Genomic DNA, 15763 nt, shown 5'->3' on the forward strand with positions numbered 1-15763 from the left:
CGCCAGGGCTCGCGTACCCATAGACGGTCGCCGGGCCGGCCGTAAGGGCATTGCGTTGCAAGGCTGGCCAACTCGCGCGCCGCGGTTGTCCCACCATGGATACTGGCGTCGATCGCATACAAGCCCGTGTCGCGGACCTGCCGCCGCGTCATCGTCTTGGTCCCGGCCAGCACGGCCTGCACCATGGGGCCGTTGAAGGGGATAGGGCGCTCACGCATCCCGCTCTCCTTGTCCGGTCTTGGTGGCAGAGGATCTGCGCTCCGCTCGGCTGCGGTAGATATCGACCTTGCTGACGAAAACGCCGCAGTCCGGGCAGGCATAGCCATTGCGATCAACGGCGCGGTAAGCGCGGGGATGCAGGCAGGCGGCGTCCTCGTCCGCCCTGGGCCGCTTGAGGCCGCGGATGAGGGCGGCCCCGCTGCTGCGGAGCGTCTGGTCCATCAGCTTCGCAGCTTCCTCCAGCGCCGCACTGCGCACGTCATCGGCGCTGGCTTGGGGCGCGGGTTCGCCCATGTGCGTCGCGCCGTTCTCGGCATTCAGGGTAGCGACAAGGCGGGACGACGTTTCCCGCTCGGCGCGCAGGTCTCGCTCGGCTTCCAGTGCCCGGCGCTTCCAAATCGCCAGATCCTCGCGGGCACCCTTGTAGGCGTCCGCGAAGTCCACAGGCTTGCGCCAAAGCTGCGCAGCTAAGAACGGGTCTATTTCCAGCCGCTCAACCGAAAACCCTTGCGGGTTGCAGGCGCTGCACGGAATCGACTCCGGGTAGCCGGTCGTGTGGCTTGTGTACCAGCCGGGGCCGCCGCACCGCTTGCACCGCTCCCCAGCTACAGGGGCGCTTGCCTTGATTCCGGCGCGTCGAACCTGCGCAACGATGTCACACAGGCTGGCTTGCGGTGCAGCGCCGTCGCCGTTGAGCAGCACATCCAGTTCGCCCACCAGGCGGCGATGATCGGCCAAGACCCGCTCGTAATCTTCGAGAGGGGCGAGCAGCCTTTCCTGGGTGGCGGCTTCGATGGCGATAGCCATTTCCCGGTCATGGTTGATCGGCTCGCTGATGAACTGGCACAAGATGCGCTCGCGCTCATCGAACGACAGCACGGTTTGATGCTCTGCCGCCTTGGCGGCTTCTGTGCGGCTGGTCATGCTGACACTCCAAGAGGTGTGGGGTACGATGTCGCGGCATTCACCATGGTCAGGAGAAGACGATGCACCCCCCGAGTTGGCAGGTATTGGGTCGCGGCGGTAGCGGCGCCAAGCAGTACGAGATTGAAGGGCTGGCGGGACCGAATGGAATCAGTGTGCGTCTCGTCTCCGGCATGCTTCCGCCCATCGAAGTGCGAGGGCTTTTTACTGATGTGGCAGCCGCTGTCGAGGCGGCTAAGGCGGTCGCCGAGGATTACTTCGGCGGCTAGCATCGCGGCGTCCCTGCGCCCTGGTCGCTCTGCTGGGTGGCGTCCGGGGCCGGCAGGAGATCGGCAGCCGTTGCATGCTCAAGCACCGTGCGTCCGGTGGGCAGCATGATCTGACCGAGAAACGCGCCTTCGAATGACAGGATGCCCGTCTCGATGGCCATGATCTGGCCTTTGATCCAGTCGCGCAGGATCGAATAGACGGCGACGCTCGCCACATCCATGGCCTTTTTCTCGTACTGGGCCCGCGTGCCGGTCCGGCGGTTGCTCCACGGATTTTCCTTGAGCCAGGCCGCGGCGTATCCCTTCGTCGACGCCTTCACGGACACCTGGCGGCCACGGTATTCGAACTGCACCAGCAGTTCGCCGGCGCCGTCGTCCACCATGCTGCCGAACTTGCTGCAGCCGAAGGCGCGCAGCAGCTTCTGGATCTCGCCCAGCGCCTTCTCGCCGCTGGTCGCGGTGCTGTAGGGCAGGGCCATCAGGCATCCCCCTGCCGCTGGGCGGCGGAAATGTCGGCGATGCCGTAGCCCTTCCGCTGTAGTTCTTTCAAAAGACTCAGGGCTCGGTCGATGTAGTCGCCAGCAGAGGCCTGGCTAGCTTTGCTGCAAGCCTCGCCAATCCGCCATGCGATTACGCTGTCACACGGCTGGGAGGTGTAGGTGAACAGTTCCTGGCCCCGGCCTTGGCGAGTGACAAGAGTTACGGCGCCCCGCGCATCGCCAGCAGCGGGAGCATCCTCCACCGTGGATACGCCAGGCGGGACGGGCAGCGGATGCGCGCCGCTGTAGATGCAGTGCGATCCCTGCCACACGCCAACGCTGACTCCGCGCGGATCATGGTCCACGGTAACGGTGATCGGCTCATCCTGTTCGGTGCTGACTGCAGGCGAGGTCGATGAAGGCCCTGCGGCCGCCAGCAGGTCGGCAAGGCGCGCCAGGCCAGCCATGGCGGTATAGCCTTGGGGAAGAAAGCCGAGGGCGGCGCGAACCTCGGCCAGCTCGTGCTGTGCAGCGGCCACCGGGGCCAGACGCCAGGTGTTTTCGATCTTGCTCATGCCTGCGCCTCCATGGCGATCTTGATGCACGTTTGGTGGAACAGGTCGCCCTGGTCGTCGCGCTGGCCATACGCGATCACGCGACGCAGTATCGGCAGTGCTTGCCGCAGGCCTTCGATGGTGCGTTCCTGGATCGGCACCAGGTAGTGCAGCGCGATGTGCAGATCGCGCAGGGGCTGCAGGGGCAGTTCCTTGGCGTGGCGGATGCTCCACATCTCGAAGTGCCAGATCAGTCCTTCGATCGCGGGCGCGGCCTCGTACTTGTGGCCGTCGCAGGCCACGAAGGCCGGGTAGCCCTTGGCGTTGACCGACACCTTGCCGGTGCGGTCCAGCTCGTCGAATAGCTGCTCCAGGGGGCGCATCACGATTTCCGAGCCCATAATCATCGGGAAGTCCACCGGGCGCGGTATGCGGCCCGTTCGAGGCCGGCGCCCTTCGGTGCGCCGTGCCTGGCGCCGGTCGTGGCGGTTCATGTAGGGATGCATGATTACGCGGCCTCCCGCTGCAGGTCCTGGATGGCGAAGTAGACATCCATGCAGCCGCGCACGTCCGCCAGGGCGCTGTGCGCGTTCTCCAGCGGCTTGCCAGTGAAGAACAGCACCGCCTCGCTCAGGTTGGCCGTCTTGTGGTGGTGGCGGTTGGCGGCCACCATCTTGGCGGTGGGCGGCAGTTTCAGGATGGGCGTGGCCAGGCGCGCAGTGCACTCGGCGGTGCCGGCCTTCCAGCGTTGCAGGTCGTGTTCCAGCTCGCCGGCGCGGTGCTGCGCGATGCGGATGATCCGGGCGTCGAAGGGCTCGTTGTGCGCGATGCGCCTGCGCCCGGCCCACATTTCCAGGAACAGCGACAGGGCCAGCGTCTCGGGCACGCCCACCGCCGTGGCGTACTCGGTGGTGATGCCGTGAACCTCGGTGACCTCGTCGGGAATGCTCCAGCCGTCCGGCCGGACGATCAGATCCAGGCTGGCGACCGTCTCGCGCGAGTCCAGGTCGACCAGCGCCGCGGCCAGCTGCACAATGTGGGGCTGGCCGGGGTGTTCAGACGGATCCTTGAACAGCGGCAGGCCGGTGGTTTCGGTGTCGTAGAAAAGTGCCAGGTTTTGCATGTCGGTGTCCTCGTGTCAGGCGGCGGCGCGCAGCGCGGGCTGGGCGTTGGTGCCGTGGTCGATCCAGTGGCTGGTGAAAAGGTCGGTGGGAGCGGGCGGGGCAGATTTCAGGGTGCCCAGCACCAGGGCGGTGTCGAGCTCGCCGTCGGCGGCCAGGGTGTCGAGCAACCCCAGCAGGTCGCCGCGGCCGGGCTGGTCCAGGCAATCGAAGCGGTCCAGCAGCACGCAGCGCAGCCCGGACTGGGTGGCCAGCGCGAGCCCGATCAGGGCGTCCGTGCGCCAGCGCTCGGACTCGGACAGCAGGCGATAGGCGCGGCCGCCGTAGGTGATGGCCATGTCCCCGGCGATGGCGACCGCCGGCCAGTTGGCCAGCTCGGTCAGGCGGGCGAGGCGATCGTTCATCGGTTGCAGGGCTTCGGCCAGGATTTCGCCCGGGATGCCGTCGGGCGCCAGCGCGTCGCCGATCTTGGCCCAGGCCAGCACCTCACCGTGGTACTGCGCCGCGTTGGAAGTGCGCTGTTTCGCGCTGTCGGCGGCCTGCTTGGCGTTCAGCAGCGTCTGCACGCGCTCGTGGACTTCCTTGCGCTGCTCCTTGATGGCGTTGAGCTGCGCGCGCACGGCGTCGACGTCGGCAGTGTCGATCGCCTCCGGAGCGTTCACGGCTTCCAAGCTCGCCGCGGCTTCTTGCGCGGCGGCGATATCGCGGCGGTCGTTCTCGACGCTGCGCGCCATCAGTTCGCGGGCGTCGATGGCCTTGGGCAGCGCCGCCGCGGCGTCGGCGTCGCCGGGGGGGGGCGTCCAGCTTCCCGTACTGGGCTTCGTAGACCTCCAGCACCTCGAGGATCCGCATGTCGAGCGGCCCGGGCAGCACCAGGTTCACCTGCTCGCAGTTGTAGACGTCGTCCAGGCAGATCGCCAGATCGTGCATCAGACCCACCCGCGGGCCGGCGCCAGCGCGCAGCTGGAGCGTTTCGACGTGGGCAACTGCCTTGCCATGCTCGGCGAGGTCGAATTCCAGCTTGCGGGTCAGCTCGGGCAGGCGCGCCGCCTTGGCCTGGCGCGCGGCCATCTGATCGCGCGCCGCCGCGTAGGCCTCGGCCTTCTGCACCAGCTTGCCCAAGGACTGCGCCGTCGCCTCGATGCGTTCGTCCAGGCCGGCCAGCTCTGCGCCGGCACTCTCGAGGGCCGCGCGGTCGAAGGCGGGCTCATCGGCGGCCCAGTCCTTGGCCTTGACGTCGCCGTAGACTTCGCCGGTGACGGTGCGCCAGGCGCCTTTGGCTTGGGTGGCCTGGTCCTTCGCGTACTTCGAGCCCGCGGCAAAGCCGGTACGGAGGATAGGCTTGATCTGCGTCACCAGCTCGGCGCTGCAGTTCCGGGTGAGCAGGCGGGCGGCGATGTCGTCGGGGCGGATCTTCGCGCCGGTCAGCGTGAACAGCAGGCTGCGGCGGTCGTTCGTCTCGGCCAGGGCGAAGCGCTCAGGGGCCAGGACGAAGGGCAGGGCGGGGCTTGTCGGCACCAGCTCCTGGCCGTCGGCCACGCCCTTGGGCAGGGTCATGGACACCGGGCCCGCGTCCAGCTCGACCGTGACAGCGCCCAGCTTCGCGCCATCGCTGACCAGCATGTCGTACTCTTTTTTCAGACCGACCCGCTCCGGCGTGCCCTGCAGCGCTAGGCGGACGGCTTCGGCGACGGTCGACTTGCCGGCGCCGTTCAGGCCCGACACCAGCGCGAGCGGCGTGGGCAACTGCAGGTCCACGGCGCGGGCGCCCTGGAAGTTTTCGACGGTGATACGGTTGATTCGCATGGTTGCTCCTCAGGAAATGGCAAGCAGTTCACGGCCACCATCGGGCCGCATGGCCGTCACCACGCCGCGCTCCTCGAGGGCATCGAGAAGCGACGCGGCGCGGTTGTAGCCAATGCGCAGATGGCGCTGAACAAGGGAAATGGATGCGCGGCGGTTCTCGATCACCACGCGGCGGGCTTCGGCCAGCAGCGGGTCGGCGCCGTCGTCGTCGGGGGCGTCCGCGAGAAGGGCGGGGCCCGTGCTGGTGCGGAACATGTCCGCTTGGCGGTCGTCGACGAATTCGCCGCCCAGCGCGTCGACCAGGTCGACCACCAAGCCGCGCAACGTGGTCGCCATCAGGAAGAAATCAGCCTCGAATTCCTCCGCTTCGGTCTTGGCGGTGCGTTCGACATCCATCTGCACGACGTCGGCGGGCACGATGCGTTTCAGCACCAGCTCGTCGTCCAGCACGAACGAGATGCGGTCCTGCCAGGTCAGGGCCAGGCGCGTGCACTGCATGCCGCTCTCGATGTGGTGGCGGACCTCCTCGGGGTCCAGTGGCCGGTTGACGTACTGCACAGCGCCAGCGCCTTCGCCCGCCGCGCGCAGGTCTGCCAGCGTGTCGATGGTGAACCCGTCGGGCGCTTCATCATCGGCCAGCCAGGCAGTCATCGCGCCGGCCGCGGCCGTGCGAACAGACAGACGTTCGAGCGCGAAATTGTCGATGGTTTGGCACAGCAGGCCGACCGCGGCGTCGCGCGGACCGCTCGAGGCGCTGTCGATCCCCAGGCGTCCGGCGTAGGTGTCGATCCAGATAAGCACGTCATCCTGCTGGCGGAAGGCCGCGGGCAGCATCTGGTCGATGACCTGCTCGCGGATCTCCTTGCGCTGCTTTTTTCCGGGCTTGAAGCCCTGCGCCTGCTCGACCTTCGCCGCGGCTTCCTGCACCTGCAGGTCGATCGCCTTGGCGGGCATCACGCGCGACTCGGTGCGCTGGCGCAGCAGCAGGTGCCCCTGAACTTCGTGGGCAAGCGCGTATCCTTCGTGGACCGGCGCCCAGCCGGTGGACTCGGCCTGCAGGTCGGTGGTGGGTGCGAACTGCTGGCGCTCCAGCATGGCAAGCAGCTGGGGCAGGGATACAGCCCACCCGGCGGGCAGGCTGTAGACCGAAAGGTTGCGGAAGAAAACCATATCGGTCCCCTGGCCTTACTCGGGCGCCTGGACGTTGCGGCGCCGCGCGCTGCCGCCGCGCTGGGCTGCGGCCGTCATCGAAGTGCGCAACTGCTGGTACAGGCGCGTCAGGCGGTGGCGTTCGTCGTCGTCGGCGATGCTGGGCAGGAAGTCGGCAGCGACGTCCAGGACGTCGACGGTCTTGGCGGCACGCAACTGCGCTTCCACCTTGGCCGGGTCCAGGATTTCCTCGTCTGCAGCGCCGGCGCCGGGTAGCTCGGCCTGGTCGCCCTGACGTGCGGTATTGGTGCCGGCGTTCCTCGTGGTGGTGGGGGCGGACACCTCCTGCGCCGGATCGCTGGCCTCGGCCTGCGCCGGCGCGGGGGCGGCGTCGTCTTGCGCAGCCTGTTGCGTGTCCCGGCTTTCCACATCGGTGACGTCGGCGGGCGCGGCCGGCGGCTGGCGCTGCGCCGCTGCCGCATTGGCGCGCAGTTCGTCCACGTTCACGCTGATCGTGCCATCCGGGCCGGCTGTTGCCTCGATGATGTCCTGGGCTTCTTCGACCGTCTGCAGGCCCATCAGTAGTTCGGGCGCATAGAGCTTGCCGAAGAAGCTGGCGGTGCGGTAGCGGAGCATGACCTCGTCCATGGTCTGCCACTTGCTGCCGGTCTTGGAGTACCAGCCTTCGCGCACCGCCATTTCGATAGACACGGCGGGCGATTCCAGGCGCTCGCCTGTTTCCTTCTCGATCGCCCAAGCGACGCACACCTTGTCGACGATTTCGACCTTCTCGACCTTGCTGCGGCGTTCTCCGGCTTCCCAGTACGTCGACTTGTAGTCGATAGACTTGGGCCCAAGGACTTTTATGTCGAATCGCAGCGGGGAGAACCGTCCGCAGCCGTTGACAGCCGCGATGATCCACTGTGCGGACCAGGACGGCCGGCCTTCGACGATGTACAGATTCTGCATGACCATGAGAGGGTCGGCGCCCATGCGCTGCGCCATGTTCAGCGCCACAACGGCATTGGCCAGGGCGTTGGGGTTCTCGCGCGATTCCTTGACGTTGCCGTACTTGTCCAGCTTCTCGATGACCTTGCGGTATTGGGCCGGCACCAGGGTGCTGCTGGCCAGGAGATTGGCCGCGCGCTGCATCAGCTCGAAGCTCTGCAGGCTGCCGAATCCGGGTGCGACGACAGGCATCTGAGCTTCGGGGGCGGTGCGCAGGCTCTGAACGGTGGTGGTCTGGCTCATAATCAACGTCCTTGCTTGTGGCTGTTGCGGTAGTCGCGGTACTCCGCGGCGGTGGCGAGCGCGACGGTCTGGCGCTCCTCGGGCTTGGCGTCGCGGAAGTACTGGGCGACCTGGCTGACCAGGAACTGGGCGGGATCCCAGGCCAGGTGCTGAGTCACGACCGACTTGCCGGCCTGATCGGTGCGCCGGACGAACACGTCGCGGCTGGCGGGGTGAAGGGACATGCGGGGCTCCTCTGGTTATCGGAAAAGGCAGGACGACCAGCGCGCGCAGTACTTGGGGCTGCACAGGACGCTGGAAGGGTTGGGAGGGAAAAGGCCGGTGCGGAACATCGCGGCGGCGTGCTCGAGCAGGCCGGGCTTGTCCGGCTCGCCCACCATCACGCGGCGAGCATCGAAAATGGGGCTTACCGCGACGGCCGGCCGGCTGCTGGTGGACAGAGCGATGATTTGCGAGCCCACCGTCGTGACCTTCTTGGTGGCCTCGTACATGAGCTGGTAGGTGCCGGTCTGCGCGGCGCGGCCCTGGGTCACCGCCTTGCCATCGACCAGAACGCGCGTGCCGGTTTTGACGTCAGGCACCACGATGCCGCCCTCGGTCGCGGCCACGCGGGCGCGGTCCATGGTGCCGGTGAGGCGCACGGTCATGCCGTTGCCGCAGTCGATATTGAGCGGGTCCAGCGTCGTCTCGACGTCGATGTACTCGAAGCGGGGCGCGATTTCGGCGCAGTACTTGACCAGCACCACCAGGGCGATGCGCTCGGCCTCGTCGATCGACAGACCGTCTTGCCCCATGTCGACCTCCTGGGCGGGGTTGCGCAGCTCGTCGACCAGGACGCCGGCGGCGTCGTCGGGCGTGCAGGTCACGCCCTCCAGGCGGGCGCGATCGAAAGCGGCGGTGCCGGCGTGCACGGCGGTGCCCAGCAGCGCGCGCATTCCGGCGGGCTTCTTCATGCCCAGGATGTGTGTCGCCTCCCAGGCGTGCGCGCAGTCGAACAGGCGGCCCCAGCTGGAGGCGCGGACGGTGAAAATCTTGGGTTCCATGTCAGCAGCTCCGATCAGCGGGCGGCATGCCGCTCGGCGCCGGCCTGGTGGTGGCGCTGGGTGTCGAGCGTCGGGCCCAGCACGCCCGTCATCGCGGCCAGGAAGATCACGCCGCCGACGATGCCGGCCGCGTAGGCTGCTGCGTCCAGGTCGCGGCCGGTGCGGCGCGCGCGGCGCCAAACGATACGAAGGCGGCGGATCATGCTTCCCTCGCATAGTCGGTGTCGGGCACGATCACGACGTCGCCGTGGATCGGGCGAGGTTCGCCGCGGGACGCCTGGTACAGGTGCGTCGCTGCGGCATTGACCGGCAGGCCCTTGGCCGCGGCGGACTGGTCGACCAGCATGGCGTGCTGGCGCTGGCCCAGGCTGACAATCTCGAGGTCATCGGCGCCGATCAACTGGCGGACGTCGATGAGCGCGTGCGGGCCGTGCAATTCGGTGTCCGTGCCGTCGGCGCGCACCAGCTTGCGGGTGGGCTTCATTGGCGACGCTCCAAAGGGAGGGGCTGCCCGGCGCAGATCTGGCGACTGGGCAAGCAGGAGAACGCGGTGGTCGACGGCGGGAAGATCGCGCGGACGCGCTCGCATTCCGCAGCGGTCTCGAACCGCTCGATGCGCATGACGGGCGGGCGGTCGTAGCCGGCCGGCAGGAACGCGAAGAGGATCCAGAGGGTGGCGGCGGTCATGCTCGGGCCTCGCGTGCGAGGCGGCAGACTTCGCCGGCGCGTTCGGCCTGGTCCTGCGTGAACATGCCGAAATGACAGATGGTCGGAGAGATGCCCAGGGCGCGCGCGAGCCATGCGTAGGCCGCGCTCTGCTTGCCGGCGTAGCGCTCCTGGACCAGGGCCAGGAACGTGTTTTTTGCCGCTTTGCGGGCCTGGACGGTCGGCTTGCTGGCCATGATGCCCAGCGGCAGGTCGGTGTCAGGGTGCAGACCTACGTAGGCGCCGCAGTCTGCGCAGCGGTAGGCGAACGGCCAGGGGCCGTACTCGCGGCCGTAAATCGTTGCGTTCGATACGAGGCGCACAGCGCCGCCGCAGCAGTGGCACGCCGTGGGCGGCTCGATGCGATCGCGCACGCGCGCCAACGCGCGGCGGGAGACGTAGGGCAGGGGGGGGCGGGCGCGGTCAGCTGGGATTTGCTCCGGCTGCGCGGGTCGACGCCGAGGACTTGGATCGTCATACGGTCGGGCTCCACGGATCGGTGCGGCGCAGGACGGCCGCGATGAAGTCGATCCCGCGCGCCATGAGGAAGGCGACGGGTACGAGGATCAGGGCGCTGGTCACGGCTGGACCCCTCGGGCGAGGATCTGTCGGGCCCGCTTGACCAGCTCGGCCTGCAGCTGCTTGACGCCCTCGGCGCTGGCGCGCTGATCGAAGGGCCATTTGCTGATCGCGGCCAGCACCACGCCGCCGGCGGCCTTGGCGGCCAGATCGCACTGGAAGGTTTCCGCCCACCAATCCAAGGACTCGCCGAAGGCGGTAGCGGCGCGGCCGGCGAACAGGTCGCAGAGAACGCTGACGATGTCGGCGTCGGAAAGCTGTCGCGGGGTGATTTGGACCACCGAGTAGCTGTCGCAATCGGGAGGGATTGCCTGATTGGCGGTGGGCACCGCCGGGCTGATTTGCGGCGTGCCTGCTTGGACGTGCATGCCCTTCTCCGTGTCGGTTGTCGATGGCCCAGGCTGGGCCGACAACTCGATTAAACACGATGTTTATTTAAATATCAACACGGTGTTTATTTCCGGGCAAAAAAAATGCCGCGCATAGGCGGCTGTGTTGCTGGCGTTCTGGCGGCCCAGGAAACGACGGGCCGTCGGGGGCTATTGACGGTACACGCTCCAGCCTTGCCCGTAAGGGTTAGTGGCGCTACCCGGGTCGTAAGGATTGCCGGCGCCATAGGGGTTGTTGATGCTATCTGGAGAATACGGACTTCCGTAGATGCCATACGGATTGTTGATGCTATCCGGATCGTAGGGGTTGGAACTCATGTTGCCGCGGTATTGCCCTTGCTGATCGTAGAGGACCGGGGGAGGGCCGTAGCTGGGGGCGATCTGCGGCTGATATTGAGGCGAAGCGTAGGGATTGGCTGAGAGCTGACCTTCGTAGGTCGCGCCTGGATATTGCGCAAGCGCCGGCGTGGCACCGACGCACAGCACCGTGATGCACTGAATGAGCAGCGACTTCAAGGCAGCAACCTCCTGTCCGGAAAAACACGTTCTGTCACAGGCCCGGCAAAAAAACACCATTCGACCAGACCAGGTGCAGGCGCGGCGGCTTATGCGGCTCGCTCTGCTGTACCGCTTTTCTCAGCCTGAATGCGTGCTTCTACGGCCTCGACCACCGCTTCAAGCTTGCCCTCAACATAGGCGCGGTCTTCCGGCTCGAGCCTCTGCAGGCGGCGAACATCCAGCCGGCGAAATGGCCAGTCAGCATTTGACGCCGCACCGCCTCCCACGAACTTGGGGCCGCTCCCCGTAAGTACCCAGGTCGCATTTACCCCGAACGCAGCCTGGGCGTCCAGCAGCGCCTCTTTGGACGGGCCACGCTTTTCCCAGTTGTGAACGTTCTGCGGGGCGACGTTCAGCAGGCGCGCCATTTCAGTCTGGTCGGCGTCTCCGGACAGCCGACCAGACTCGCGCGCCGCCTCATAGAGTCGGGCCATCTGGTCATGCAGAGCTTTCATGTCCCTGATTTTCGCGGGCAGGGCCGTCCCATGGGTACACACCGTGTTGACCTTAAAATTAAACATGGTGTTTAATTGAGGCAAAGTGGAGCCCCTATGGAAAGCGATCTGCACCCCGATGCGACCATCATTGACCGCCTCGGCGGCCCGACCACCGTTGCCGAGCTGATGGGGCTCGGTGGCGTCCGTGGAGCCGTCCAGCGCGTCAGCAACTGGAAGCGTCGCGGCATCCCTCCCAGTGTTCGACTGGGATTCCCCGGTCTGTTCCATGCCGAGGGTCTCGCTCTGGCCCGCGCCGATGCGGCCGCGGGCGCGAGCGCCGTGGCCGAGGGGGTCGAACATGTCTAAGCGCGATTCAACGCCCCAACTCCCCAGCACATCCGATGCGGTAGCGCTGATCGCGCGACATTTGTCGGTTACTCGTCGGCGTCCGTCGGGCGCTGTGGCGGAGGAACGCGGGTCAGCGTCGGAATCAGGACGTGCATCGTCGAATCGAACACCTCGAGCGCTGCGTCGCGAGCCTGGCTGTTCAGCATTCGCACACGAGCGGCCTCGGTCTCCACTTTCAACCGTTCCACAAGCTTCTCCGCGTCGTGGTGCGTCAGGATCAACGATTGGAATGCTACGAGCATGGCTTCGTAGATTCCGTACTGCGCTGCTGCGGGGTCGGGAATGAATTCCTTTTCGCTTTTCATGCTCGGTTCCTTGCCTCGTGGTTTGTGTGAGAGCAACCAGTTTAGAGGCTTGGGGCCGGGCGCCCAATGTGCCGGTCGCGCCGTCAGAACCGATGGGGTGGAGCATGTCTAGCGCCGCCACCCGATTCATCCGTGCGATGCGCCAATATGACGAGGCCACGTTTGCACGCCTCACCCGGCAAGTCGAGGTGGCGATCGCGGAGGAACGGCGCAGTCGCGCGCTCAGTCCGACAGGAAACCAGCTGGCAGCCGGTCTTCCGAATCGAATACTGCTATCAGCAATTCCGGTCGCACCGATACCGCAGGCGATTGGCCGTCCTCTCCCAGCACAAGGCGGACCAGACCATAGTCCGTGGCCCCGACCTGTGTGCACTTCACCTGCAGCGCTGCAGGCCGGTCCGTCGTTTCCGGATAAAGCTGCAATGGGTTTTTGCCAAGCAGCGTCGCCGCTGCCGCGAGCATTCGGTGCGTCAACGTCTCCGGGTGAAGCATGACGATTATTTCCTTGCTCATCGAGAGTTCCCCCAACGTAGGAAAGGGCGGTGTAGGAGCCTCCGATTCTACGTTGCGTGGGAACCCCGTGAGGGGAGGGCGCGATGCCTGAGCAGCCGCCGCCGGTCGTCGCCGCGTCGCCATCCCGCCGCCGTCTGCTGCTGGGCCTGGCCTCGGCGCCGCTCGCAATTGGCCTGCCGGACCTGCGGCCGCCCGCGCCCGTGGTGCTGGGCTTCGACCTGGCCGGCGCCGTCGACGTGACCGCCACCTGCATCCGATTTTTCGACGCCGCCGGCCGCCTGCGCTTGGTCATCGGCGCCTTTTGTTCCCCTTGAGCTGACTGCATGCCGGCATTGTGCCCGCCGCCGCGCGCCAGGCCCAGCCGAGCAATATCCGATAGGTAACCCATGACGAACCCGACCCTGCATTCCCTGGAATCCCGCCCCTCCGAATCCTCGACTGGCGGCAAATGCACTGAGCGGCTGGACATTCCCTGCACCGCTGACCTGTATGACGCGATCGCGGCGCTGGCCACCATGAGCGGCAAGACGAAGGCCGAGTACGCCCGCGCGGTGCTGGAGCAGCATGCGTTCGGCGCGATCGGCTTTGTGCGCGCACGCGCCGGCACGGTGGCATGACGCCATGGCCAAGTCGAGAATCAACCATTTCGGCGTCTTCTCGGGATCGGGGATCGGTGCGGCCGGCATGCAGGACGCCAAGCCGTCGATCCCCGGCCTGGAGGGTGAAATGGTCTGCCTGGGCGGGATCGACGTGGATCCGGCCGGTGCGGCAGACTTCGAGAAATTCACGGGGGTGCGCTGCACGGTGCGGGACATGTTCAGCCGCAACCAGTACATCGCATTCCACGGCCACGAGCCCCCGGCCGGGTGGGTCGAGGCGATGCCGGCCGACATTCGCGCCGCCGCCGCCGGCGGCCAGCGGCCGCACATCCTGTTTCTGTCGGCGCCGTGCAAGGGCTTTTCGGGCTTGCTGTCGCACGCGCGCAGCCTCACCGCGAAGTATCAAGCGCTGAACGAGCTGACGCTGCGCGGCATCTGGCTGTGCCTGGAGGCCTGGAAGGACGACCCGGTCGAGGTCATCCTGTTCGAAAACGTCCCGCGCATCGCCACGCGCGGGCGCCACTTCCTTGATCAGATCGTCCAGCTGCTGCGTCACTACGGCTATGTGGTGCGCGAAACCGCGCACGACTGCGGCGAGCTGGGCGGCCTGGCCCAAAGCCGCAAGCGGTTCCTGCTGATCGCGCGCCACGCTGAGAAGGTGCCGGCGTTCATCTACGAACCGCCGAAGCGGCCGCTGCGCGCCGTCGGCGAGATCCTGGGCCGCATGCACCTGCCGGGTGACCTGCGGGCCGGCCCCATGCACCGCATCCCGAACCTGAGCTGGAAAACCTGGGTGCGGCTGGCGTTTGTCGAAGCCGGCAGTGACTGGCGCAGCTTGAATCGCCTGGCGGTGCAGGACGGCTACCTGCGGGACTTCCTGCTGATGCCGGATATGCACGCCGGCGTGATGGGGGTGCGCAACTGGTCAGACCCTTGTGGCACGGTCACGGGCGCCTTCTCGGTCGCGGATCCTCGTTTCGATCCGTCGGCGGCGTGGAAGGACGGCCAGGCCTACGGCGTGCGCCGCTGGGACGCGTCGACCGGCGCGATCGCGGGTCAGCAAGGGCCGGGGCAGGGCGCCTACAGCGTCGCCGACCCGCGCCACCACGGCCCGGCCAAGCACAGCAACGAATTCCGCATCGTCCGCTATGACGACGTCGCGCGCGCCGTGACCGGCGCTCATGGCACCGGGCAGTGCGTGGCAGATCCGCGCGGCTCGGAGGGGCACAGCAAATATGCGGTCACCGGGTGGGATGGAGCCAGTCGGACTGTCATTTCCGGCAGCACCACCGGCCAGGGAGCCTTTGCGGTCGCGGATCCGCGGCCGGGCCTGGCCCGCGAACGTGGCGACCATTACCTAACCGCGGGGCACTACGGTGTCGCTGCCTGGGGCAAGCACGTCGGCGCCGTGTCGGCGTCGGCCTGCCACGACAACGGATCATGGTCCGTGGCGGATCCGAGATATGTTCCGGCTGACGTGGCGGCGCACGGGGGCGCGTGGAACGCTGGAACATATTCTGGCGGCGATGTTCCAGGGAATGTTCCAGTGCTGCCCGCCGCCAACGATAAGCTGGTGTGCCGCATCATCGCCGAGGACGGCACCTGGCACCGGCCGTTCACCACGCTCGAGCTGGCGGCCCTGCAGAGCATCTACGACCCCGACGACTATGCCGAGGCCGAGGCGCGCGGCGAGGTGTTCCAGATGGACGGCACTTCCGACAGCGCCCACCGCGAGCGGATCGGCAACGCCGTGCCGCGCAAGGCCGCGAAGGCCATGGCCGAGGAAATAGGCCGGGCCATCCTGCTGTCGCGCGCCGGCGAATCGTTCCAGCTGTCGTCAACGCCCATCTGGGTGCGGCCGATCGTCACGGCATTGGCCGTGCGCGGTGGGGAGTGCGCGTGAGCGCTTACAAGTTCTTCCAATCTGGAAAAAACGGGGGGTCGGCCTCGTACTGCTGGCCAACCGTCTGGAACGCATCTCGAAGCATCGGCTTGTCGCGTTCGTCACATTCGAAATCGGCGAAGCGATTGGTCGCCGTACTGATTCCTTCGATTATGGGCGTCTCGCCGTTCAACTTGCGGTTGGTGGCCTCGAGGACGTCCAACATCTTTTCCAGGAATTCGTCCGGGGGGGATTCTCTTCTTGGACATAGTCGTCTCCTTTCCCAAGTGGGTCGACGCACATGGTAACGGTTTATTTCGAGTTGGGCATTGTCGAAAGGCGGCTCGTCGCATCGTTGATCGGCCGGCGGGGGCAACATGACCCAGCGCAAGCCCCTCGGTCAGTACTTCACGCCTGAATGGGTTGCTCAGGCGCTGATCGAGTGCTTCTACCCGGGCCTCGGCTTGTGGGACCAGGTCATCGAACCCGCATGCGGCGAGGGCGCTTTTCTACGCGCATTGCCGGCGTCTGTGCCGGCGCTTGGAGTGGAGATTGATCCGCCACTGGCAGAGC

At 66.8% G+C, this 15763-nt stretch carries 25 protein-coding genes and 2 pseudogenes; 5 read left to right on the forward strand and 22 right to left on the reverse strand.

Features of this window, described 5'->3' with window-relative positions; genetic code table 11:
• Both AOZ49_RS33240 and AOZ49_RS32840 read right to left on the reverse strand, forming a co-directional pair.
• Nucleotides 1–218 (reverse strand): annotated as a pseudogene (locus AOZ49_RS33240) (hypothetical protein); the annotation flags it as partial.
• Nucleotides 211–1143: a hypothetical protein gene (locus AOZ49_RS32840; protein WP_054473961.1), complete on the reverse strand. Its 933-nt coding sequence runs from the start codon at nucleotides 1141–1143 to the stop codon at nucleotides 211–213. The gene AOZ49_RS32840 and the pseudogene AOZ49_RS33240, both read right to left, overlap by 8 nt.
• A 62-nt stretch (nucleotides 1144–1205) precedes the next feature.
• On the opposite strand from AOZ49_RS32840, the gene AOZ49_RS01090 reads away from it, so the two are divergent.
• Nucleotides 1206–1412, forward strand: coding sequence for a hypothetical protein (locus tag AOZ49_RS01090; protein ID WP_054473962.1), 207 nt, complete (start codon nucleotides 1206–1208; stop codon nucleotides 1410–1412).
• Here the strand turns inward: AOZ49_RS01090 and AOZ49_RS01095 are convergent.
• From AOZ49_RS01095 to AOZ49_RS01175, 19 genes are all read right to left on the reverse strand, one after another.
• Nucleotides 1409–1891, reverse strand: coding sequence for a hypothetical protein (locus AOZ49_RS01095; protein ID WP_054473963.1), 483 nt, complete (start codon nucleotides 1889–1891; stop codon nucleotides 1409–1411). The genes AOZ49_RS01090 and AOZ49_RS01095 overlap by 4 nt on opposite strands.
• The gene (locus AOZ49_RS01100) at nucleotides 1891–2466 is read right to left on the reverse strand and encodes a hypothetical protein (RefSeq protein WP_054473964.1); all 576 of its coding nucleotides are present in this window, start codon (nucleotides 2464–2466) and stop codon (nucleotides 1891–1893) included. Before AOZ49_RS01100 ends, AOZ49_RS01095 begins: the two co-directional genes overlap by 1 nt.
• Nucleotides 2463–2828, reverse strand: coding sequence for a hypothetical protein (locus tag AOZ49_RS01105; protein WP_231690204.1), 366 nt, complete (start codon nucleotides 2826–2828; stop codon nucleotides 2463–2465). Before AOZ49_RS01105 ends, AOZ49_RS01100 begins: the two co-directional genes overlap by 4 nt.
• A 125-nt stretch (nucleotides 2829–2953) precedes the next feature.
• On the reverse strand, nucleotides 2954–3568 hold the full coding sequence (locus AOZ49_RS01110; protein ID WP_054473966.1) for a 3'-5' exonuclease: 615 nt from the start codon (nucleotides 3566–3568) through the stop codon (nucleotides 2954–2956).
• A 15-nt stretch (nucleotides 3569–3583) separates the two neighbouring features.
• Nucleotides 3584–4132 (reverse strand): hypothetical protein, encoded by a 549-nt coding sequence (locus AOZ49_RS33245; RefSeq protein ID WP_231690205.1) that lies wholly within the window; start codon nucleotides 4130–4132, stop codon nucleotides 3584–3586.
• Nucleotides 4053–5372, reverse strand: a complete 1320-nt coding sequence (locus AOZ49_RS01115; protein ID WP_231690206.1) for an AAA family ATPase — start codon at nucleotides 5370–5372, stop codon at nucleotides 4053–4055. The genes AOZ49_RS33245 and AOZ49_RS01115 overlap by 80 nt, the downstream gene beginning before the upstream one ends.
• Before the next feature lie 9 nt (nucleotides 5373–5381).
• Nucleotides 5382–6542: a recombination-associated protein RdgC gene (gene rdgC, locus AOZ49_RS33255; RefSeq protein ID WP_082380261.1), complete on the reverse strand. Its 1161-nt coding sequence runs from the start codon at nucleotides 6540–6542 to the stop codon at nucleotides 5382–5384.
• A gap of 15 nt (nucleotides 6543–6557) precedes the next feature.
• Complete coding sequence (locus AOZ49_RS01125) at nucleotides 6558–7772, reverse strand: hypothetical protein (protein ID WP_231690207.1); 1215 nt, start codon at nucleotides 7770–7772, stop codon at nucleotides 6558–6560.
• 2 nt (nucleotides 7773–7774) lie between these two features.
• Nucleotides 7775–7996 carry a hypothetical protein gene (locus tag AOZ49_RS01130; RefSeq protein WP_054473968.1) on the reverse strand — a complete coding sequence of 74 codons (222 nt, stop codon included), beginning with the start codon at nucleotides 7994–7996 and terminating at the stop codon, nucleotides 7775–7777.
• A gap of 15 nt (nucleotides 7997–8011) precedes the next feature.
• A complete protein-coding gene (locus AOZ49_RS01135) occupies nucleotides 8012–8815 on the reverse strand; it encodes a RecB family exonuclease (protein WP_054473969.1) in 804 nt (267 codons plus the stop codon).
• Nucleotides 8816–8829: 14 nt separating this feature from the next.
• Nucleotides 8830–9018 carry a hypothetical protein gene (locus AOZ49_RS01140; protein WP_054473970.1) on the reverse strand — a complete coding sequence of 63 codons (189 nt, stop codon included), beginning with the start codon at nucleotides 9016–9018 and terminating at the stop codon, nucleotides 8830–8832.
• Nucleotides 9015–9299, reverse strand: a complete 285-nt coding sequence (locus AOZ49_RS01145; protein ID WP_054473971.1) for a DUF3846 domain-containing protein — start codon at nucleotides 9297–9299, stop codon at nucleotides 9015–9017. The genes AOZ49_RS01140 and AOZ49_RS01145 overlap by 4 nt, the downstream gene beginning before the upstream one ends.
• Nucleotides 9296–9502, reverse strand: a complete 207-nt coding sequence (locus tag AOZ49_RS01150) for a hypothetical protein (protein ID WP_054473972.1) — start codon at nucleotides 9500–9502, stop codon at nucleotides 9296–9298. Before AOZ49_RS01150 ends, AOZ49_RS01145 begins: the two co-directional genes overlap by 4 nt.
• On the reverse strand, nucleotides 9499–9894 hold the full coding sequence (locus tag AOZ49_RS01155; protein WP_231690208.1) for a zinc-finger-containing protein: 396 nt from the start codon (nucleotides 9892–9894) through the stop codon (nucleotides 9499–9501). The genes AOZ49_RS01150 and AOZ49_RS01155 overlap by 4 nt, the downstream gene beginning before the upstream one ends.
• 204 nt (nucleotides 9895–10098) lie before the next feature.
• Nucleotides 10099–10467 carry a hypothetical protein gene (locus AOZ49_RS01160; protein WP_054473974.1) on the reverse strand — a complete coding sequence of 123 codons (369 nt, stop codon included), beginning with the start codon at nucleotides 10465–10467 and terminating at the stop codon, nucleotides 10099–10101.
• 171 nt (nucleotides 10468–10638) lie between these two features.
• Nucleotides 10639–11004, reverse strand: coding sequence for a hypothetical protein (locus AOZ49_RS32850; RefSeq protein ID WP_197286679.1), 366 nt, complete (start codon nucleotides 11002–11004; stop codon nucleotides 10639–10641).
• A gap of 89 nt (nucleotides 11005–11093) precedes the next feature.
• Nucleotides 11094–11843, reverse strand: coding sequence for a helix-turn-helix domain-containing protein (locus AOZ49_RS32280; RefSeq protein ID WP_054473975.1), 750 nt, complete (start codon nucleotides 11841–11843; stop codon nucleotides 11094–11096).
• Nucleotides 11844–11917: 74 nt separating this feature from the next.
• On the reverse strand, nucleotides 11918–12196 hold the full coding sequence (locus tag AOZ49_RS01170) for a hypothetical protein (protein WP_054473976.1): 279 nt from the start codon (nucleotides 12194–12196) through the stop codon (nucleotides 11918–11920).
• 222 nt (nucleotides 12197–12418) lie between these two features.
• The gene (locus AOZ49_RS01175) at nucleotides 12419–12709 is read right to left on the reverse strand and encodes a hypothetical protein (protein ID WP_054473977.1); all 291 of its coding nucleotides are present in this window, start codon (nucleotides 12707–12709) and stop codon (nucleotides 12419–12421) included.
• Between the two features lie 83 nt (nucleotides 12710–12792).
• On the opposite strand from AOZ49_RS01175, the gene AOZ49_RS01180 reads away from it, so the two are divergent.
• The 3 genes from AOZ49_RS01180 to AOZ49_RS01190 all read left to right on the forward strand — a co-directional run bounded on the left by AOZ49_RS01180 (nucleotide 12793) and on the right by AOZ49_RS01190 (nucleotide 15211).
• Nucleotides 12793–13023, forward strand: coding sequence for a hypothetical protein (locus tag AOZ49_RS01180; RefSeq protein ID WP_054473978.1), 231 nt, complete (start codon nucleotides 12793–12795; stop codon nucleotides 13021–13023).
• Between the two features lie 72 nt (nucleotides 13024–13095).
• Nucleotides 13096–13326 carry a hypothetical protein gene (locus AOZ49_RS01185; protein WP_054473979.1) on the forward strand — a complete coding sequence of 77 codons (231 nt, stop codon included), beginning with the start codon at nucleotides 13096–13098 and terminating at the stop codon, nucleotides 13324–13326.
• Between the two features lie 4 nt (nucleotides 13327–13330).
• A complete protein-coding gene (locus tag AOZ49_RS01190) occupies nucleotides 13331–15211 on the forward strand; it encodes a DNA cytosine methyltransferase (RefSeq protein WP_054473980.1) in 1881 nt (626 codons plus the stop codon).
• A 4-nt stretch (nucleotides 15212–15215) separates the two neighbouring features.
• Here AOZ49_RS01190 and AOZ49_RS01195 read toward each other — a convergent pair whose 3' ends face one another.
• A complete protein-coding gene (locus AOZ49_RS01195) occupies nucleotides 15216–15416 on the reverse strand; it encodes a hypothetical protein (protein ID WP_054473981.1) in 201 nt (66 codons plus the stop codon).
• A gap of 151 nt (nucleotides 15417–15567) precedes the next feature.
• Here AOZ49_RS01195 and AOZ49_RS33260 point away from each other — a divergent pair.
• Nucleotides 15568–15763: pseudogene (locus AOZ49_RS33260) on the forward strand (SAM-dependent methyltransferase); the annotation flags it as partial.

It is taken from the genome of Achromobacter sp. 2789STDY5608615 (genome assembly GCF_001298995.1).
GTDB classification, from domain to species: domain Bacteria; phylum Pseudomonadota; class Gammaproteobacteria; order Burkholderiales; family Burkholderiaceae_B; genus Achromobacter; species Achromobacter insuavis.

What these genes read in the sequence shown, in the direction of transcription:
- AOZ49_RS32840 (WP_054473961.1), bottom strand. Translation starts at nt 1,143, where the DNA reads ATGACCAGCCGCACAGAAGCCGCCAAGGCGGCAGAGCATCAAACCGTG.
- AOZ49_RS01090 (WP_054473962.1), top strand. Translation starts at nt 1,206, where the DNA reads ATGCACCCCCCGAGTTGGCAGGTATTGGGTCGCGGCGGTAGCGGCGCC.
- AOZ49_RS01095 (WP_054473963.1), bottom strand. Translation starts at nt 1,891, where the DNA reads ATGGCCCTGCCCTACAGCACCGCGACCAGCGGCGAGAAGGCGCTGGGC.
- AOZ49_RS01100 (WP_054473964.1), bottom strand. Translation starts at nt 2,466, where the DNA reads ATGAGCAAGATCGAAAACACCTGGCGTCTGGCCCCGGTGGCCGCTGCA.
- AOZ49_RS01105 (WP_231690204.1), bottom strand. Translation starts at nt 2,828, where the DNA reads ATGCGCCCCCTGGAGCAGCTATTCGACGAGCTGGACCGCACCGGCAAG.
- AOZ49_RS01110 (WP_054473966.1), bottom strand. Translation starts at nt 3,568, where the DNA reads ATGCAAAACCTGGCACTTTTCTACGACACCGAAACCACCGGCCTGCCG.
- AOZ49_RS01115 (WP_231690206.1), bottom strand. Translation starts at nt 5,372, where the DNA reads ATGCGAATCAACCGTATCACCGTCGAAAACTTCCAGGGCGCCCGCGCC.
- rdgC (WP_082380261.1), bottom strand. Translation starts at nt 6,542, where the DNA reads ATGGTTTTCTTCCGCAACCTTTCGGTCTACAGCCTGCCCGCCGGGTGG.
- AOZ49_RS01125 (WP_231690207.1), bottom strand. Translation starts at nt 7,772, where the DNA reads ATGAGCCAGACCACCACCGTTCAGAGCCTGCGCACCGCCCCCGAAGCT.
- AOZ49_RS01130 (WP_054473968.1), bottom strand. Translation starts at nt 7,996, where the DNA reads ATGTCCCTTCACCCCGCCAGCCGCGACGTGTTCGTCCGGCGCACCGAT.
- AOZ49_RS01135 (WP_054473969.1), bottom strand. Translation starts at nt 8,815, where the DNA reads ATGGAACCCAAGATTTTCACCGTCCGCGCCTCCAGCTGGGGCCGCCTG.
- AOZ49_RS01140 (WP_054473970.1), bottom strand. Translation starts at nt 9,018, where the DNA reads ATGATCCGCCGCCTTCGTATCGTTTGGCGCCGCGCGCGCCGCACCGGC.
- AOZ49_RS01145 (WP_054473971.1), bottom strand. Translation starts at nt 9,299, where the DNA reads ATGAAGCCCACCCGCAAGCTGGTGCGCGCCGACGGCACGGACACCGAA.
- AOZ49_RS01150 (WP_054473972.1), bottom strand. Translation starts at nt 9,502, where the DNA reads ATGACCGCCGCCACCCTCTGGATCCTCTTCGCGTTCCTGCCGGCCGGC.
- AOZ49_RS01160 (WP_054473974.1), bottom strand. Translation starts at nt 10,467, where the DNA reads ATGCACGTCCAAGCAGGCACGCCGCAAATCAGCCCGGCGGTGCCCACC.
- AOZ49_RS32280 (WP_054473975.1), bottom strand. Translation starts at nt 11,843, where the DNA reads ATGTTCGACCCCCTCGGCCACGGCGCTCGCGCCCGCGGCCGCATCGGC.
- AOZ49_RS01170 (WP_054473976.1), bottom strand. Translation starts at nt 12,196, where the DNA reads ATGAAAAGCGAAAAGGAATTCATTCCCGACCCCGCAGCAGCGCAGTAC.
- AOZ49_RS01175 (WP_054473977.1), bottom strand. Translation starts at nt 12,709, where the DNA reads ATGAGCAAGGAAATAATCGTCATGCTTCACCCGGAGACGTTGACGCAC.
- AOZ49_RS01180 (WP_054473978.1), top strand. Translation starts at nt 12,793, where the DNA reads ATGCCTGAGCAGCCGCCGCCGGTCGTCGCCGCGTCGCCATCCCGCCGC.
- AOZ49_RS01185 (WP_054473979.1), top strand. Translation starts at nt 13,096, where the DNA reads ATGACGAACCCGACCCTGCATTCCCTGGAATCCCGCCCCTCCGAATCC.
- AOZ49_RS01190 (WP_054473980.1), top strand. Translation starts at nt 13,331, where the DNA reads ATGGCCAAGTCGAGAATCAACCATTTCGGCGTCTTCTCGGGATCGGGG.
- AOZ49_RS01195 (WP_054473981.1), bottom strand. Translation starts at nt 15,416, where the DNA reads ATGTTGGACGTCCTCGAGGCCACCAACCGCAAGTTGAACGGCGAGACG.